Source organism: Sphingobium sp. (assembly GCF_035511395.1).
Classification (GTDB): Bacteria; Pseudomonadota; Alphaproteobacteria; order Sphingomonadales; family Sphingomonadaceae; genus Sphingobium.
On sequence record NZ_DATKFP010000444.1, the window covers coordinates 1 to 3,216 of the forward strand.

The 3,216-nt window shown below is 59.2% G+C and carries 3 protein-coding genes; 1 reads left to right on the forward strand and 2 read right to left on the reverse strand.

Annotated features, from left to right (window positions below):
- Together VMR39_RS29895 and VMR39_RS29900 are read right to left on the reverse strand one after the other, a co-directional pair.
- A partial coding sequence (locus VMR39_RS29895) for an MFS transporter (protein ID WP_325422114.1) occupies positions 1-1,046 on the reverse strand: 1,046 nt, incomplete at its 3' end.
- 147 nt (positions 1,047-1,193) lie between these two features.
- Complete coding sequence (locus VMR39_RS29900) at positions 1,194-2,126, reverse strand: LysR family transcriptional regulator (protein WP_325422116.1); 933 nt, start codon at positions 2,124-2,126, stop codon at positions 1,194-1,196.
- A gap of 327 nt (positions 2,127-2,453) precedes the next feature.
- On the opposite strand from VMR39_RS29900, the gene VMR39_RS29905 reads away from it, so the two are divergent.
- Positions 2,454-3,216 (forward strand): pyridoxal-phosphate dependent enzyme (locus VMR39_RS29905; protein WP_325422118.1); only part of this gene is annotated, 763 nt, incomplete at its 3' end.

Genomic DNA, 3,216 nt, shown 5'->3' on the forward strand with positions numbered 1-3,216 from the left:
AACAACATCTGGCTCGCCGCGAAGAGCGGCGCCGAATAGCCCGAGACACATAGTTCGATCAGGAAATAGCTGGCATAGGACAAGCTCTTGGGAAGCTGAAAGAACAGCACGATCAAGGGGCCTGCAATGCCTGCACAGATCAGCGGAATCCACAAATACCAGCGCTTGTCGCGACGGGCGAGACGGTCGGCCAACAGACCGAAAGCCAGAGCGCCGACGATTCCCATAAGCCCCTGGGCCAGTCCGCTTACCGAGCCAACCTCGGTGGCGCTCAGCCCGTGCGCACGGATCAGATAAGTGGGGACCCAGTTCTCGAAGGCGGAGGTCGCACAGGAGATAAAGGCGAAGCCGAAGGCAATGCCCATGAAACCGCGATGGCGCAGCACGAAGCCGACGGCATCCGCCACGGAATAATGACGGCGCGCCTCTTCGGTATTGTCATCGAAACGGCCACGGACTGGCTCCTTCACCGTGAAGGCGATCAAGGCGGCGAAAACGACACCGGGGAGCCCGAGCACAAGGAAGGCATTGCGCCAGCCGAGCGAATCCGCGGCGAAGCCGCCGAGCGAAAGTCCGGCCCAGGTCCCTATCGAAATGCCCAGCGAATAGACGGCGATCGCCGTGCCGCGCCGGTGCACGGGAAAATAGTCGGAAATCAGGGAATAAGCCGCCGGAGAACAGCCCGCCGAGGCGACAGCAATACCGAAACGCATCAGCGCAAGGCCGAAGAAAGACCCGACCATCGCAGTAGCGGTCGTCAATCCGCTCCACACGCCAAGGACAATGGAGATGATCGTGGAGCGCGGTCTCCGATCCGCCATGCGCGCAATGGGAAAACCTGAAAGCGAATAGAGCAGCGAGGCGCCGAATCCCGTCAACAGACCGATTTGCGTGTCCGAAACGCCAAGATCCTTGCTGATCGGATCGATCAGGATCACCAGCAGAAAGCGATCCATCCAACTGAAACTGTAGGTCAGCATCAGCAGGATGAGAACGAACCAAGCGTAGCGTGTCGGCTGCGCCTGGTCGACGATGGTCGCGTTCAACGCGGATATCCGAACCGGGGAATCGATGACGTGTTCTGACATGACCCCATGGTTCCGCCTGGCTTATCGCGCATGAATATCAAACGCGGCAAGCTTGGTTGCGCTTTCAAGAACGTGACGGGCCTGCCCTGCCGCAACCTGCATCCCTCATTCGGCGGCAACCGCCGCGGTGGGGGAAAGCTGATTAACGAAGGCGCGCGTCAAAGGCGGCGGGGTTCCGCTGCGCGTAATGGCGCTTATCCGGCTACTGAAGTTAAAGGTTTCCGGGGCGATCACCCGAAACCGGTCGCGACACCAAAGCGTCTCCACATAGGTCTTCGGCAGGAAGCCGAGATAAGTGTCGGAATTGATCATCATCGCGATCGATTCCATGTTGTTGACCGTAGCCGTGCGCGGGAAAACGCCCTCCACGCCCATTTTTTCCATCAGATTGGCCATCGGATAGCCGGCCATTTCGTAACAGGAGAGGTCGGCCTCACGAATGTCGCCGCCGTGATCGCCCCAGAGGGGGTGCTTGACCGAACAATAGAGCAGGCTGATCTCGTCATACATGACGTGGTAGGAGAGCTGGTCCATGTATCGCCGTTCGAACACGATCCCGATATCCAGTTTGCCCTCGAGTACCTGTTGTTCGATCAGGTTGGATGTTTCGATGACCATCTTGAAGGTGACATTCGGATATTCCCGCTTGTAGGCGCGGATCGTTTCGGAAAGCTGGCAATTCGGATCGCTTACGAGGGAATCGACCATCCCGATCCGCAACGCGCCCGCGGGATTGGCATGAATATCCCGAACCCGGCTCTCGAATTCATTGAGATTGTCGAACAACACCAGACACGCTTCATGGACCTGCCTGCCTTCCTCGGTCAGCGTGAAGCCGCGGCGGCCCCTGTCGCATAACCGCAAGCCGAGCCGCACCTCGAGATCCTTGATGTAGCGGCTGATCGAAGGCAGACCGATCTGCATTTCCGACTCTGCGGCCACGAAGCCGCCATGCCGGACCACGGTGCAGAAGGTTCGCAACAGGCGCAGATCATTGTCGCTGATGCGCCCGGTAAAGCCTTTGACCGCAAGCTTCATACTTCGATCCCCACGCAACTAATATTGTCAAGGCGGGCATTCCCAGGAATCCCGAAAAGCCGCTTTATCGTGTCATGAGATCGACGCTTTCAACAAGCGGAACTTCACAAAAATATTGCATTGCATCCAGAAGAGCCGCAGCGAAAGAGTGCTGAAAATATTGGCTTTTAGGCATCTCCATCCGGCAGCAAATGCCTAATTATTTTGCAGCGCAATATCTTCATGGCGTGCCTCGCCGGCGCGCATGCAGAGCGGTAGGCGTTCGCGATTTCGCGGCAGCGATAGCTGCGCAATCGCGCAAGTAAAGAAGTATGGAGTCGGATTTCGATGGCGGCTTTGTTCAGCAAGGAGATCGGGAATTCTTGGCCGAAGGATGATCGAAACAATGCGATCGACTACGCCATCCCGCCGGCGCTGCGCGCCAAGGCGTCGCTGACAATCCCGCAATGGGAGGGATATCGTCCGACACCGCTCATATCGCTGCCTGGCCTGGCTGACCATCTGCATCTCGGCGCGACCCTGACCAAATATGAGGCCGGTCGCTTCGGGCTCGGCTCTTTCAAGGCGCTGGGCGGGGCCTTCGCCGTTGCCAATGCGCTGGAGGGACTTCCGGCCGAGGCCGTCCGCGAAACGACCGTGGTGACGGCATCGGATGGCAATCACGGCCTGTCGGTCGCGTGGGGCGCGCGGCGTCACGGATGCCGCTGCAAGATCTATCTGCATGAAAATGTTTCCGCCGACCGCGTCGAGCTTGTCAGACAGCAGGGCGCAGAGGTTGTCCGGGTAGCCGGCACCTATGACGATTCCACGCATCAGGCGCGGGAAGATGCGCAAGCCAATGCCTGGGTGCTTCTGTCCGACACGGCAATCGTGGAAGGGGACGAAGCGCCGGGTGCCGTAATGGCCGGCTACACGGTGATGCTCGATGAGATCGTAACCGATCTCGCCACGCAGGGCGTCAGGCCCAGCCACGTCTTCGTGCAGGGCGGATGCGGCGGACTGGCCGCTGCCGCCTTCGGCGTTTTGCACGAACATTGGGGCAGCGAGCCGCGTCTTGTGATGGTCGAACCGGACAAGGCCGATTGCCTGT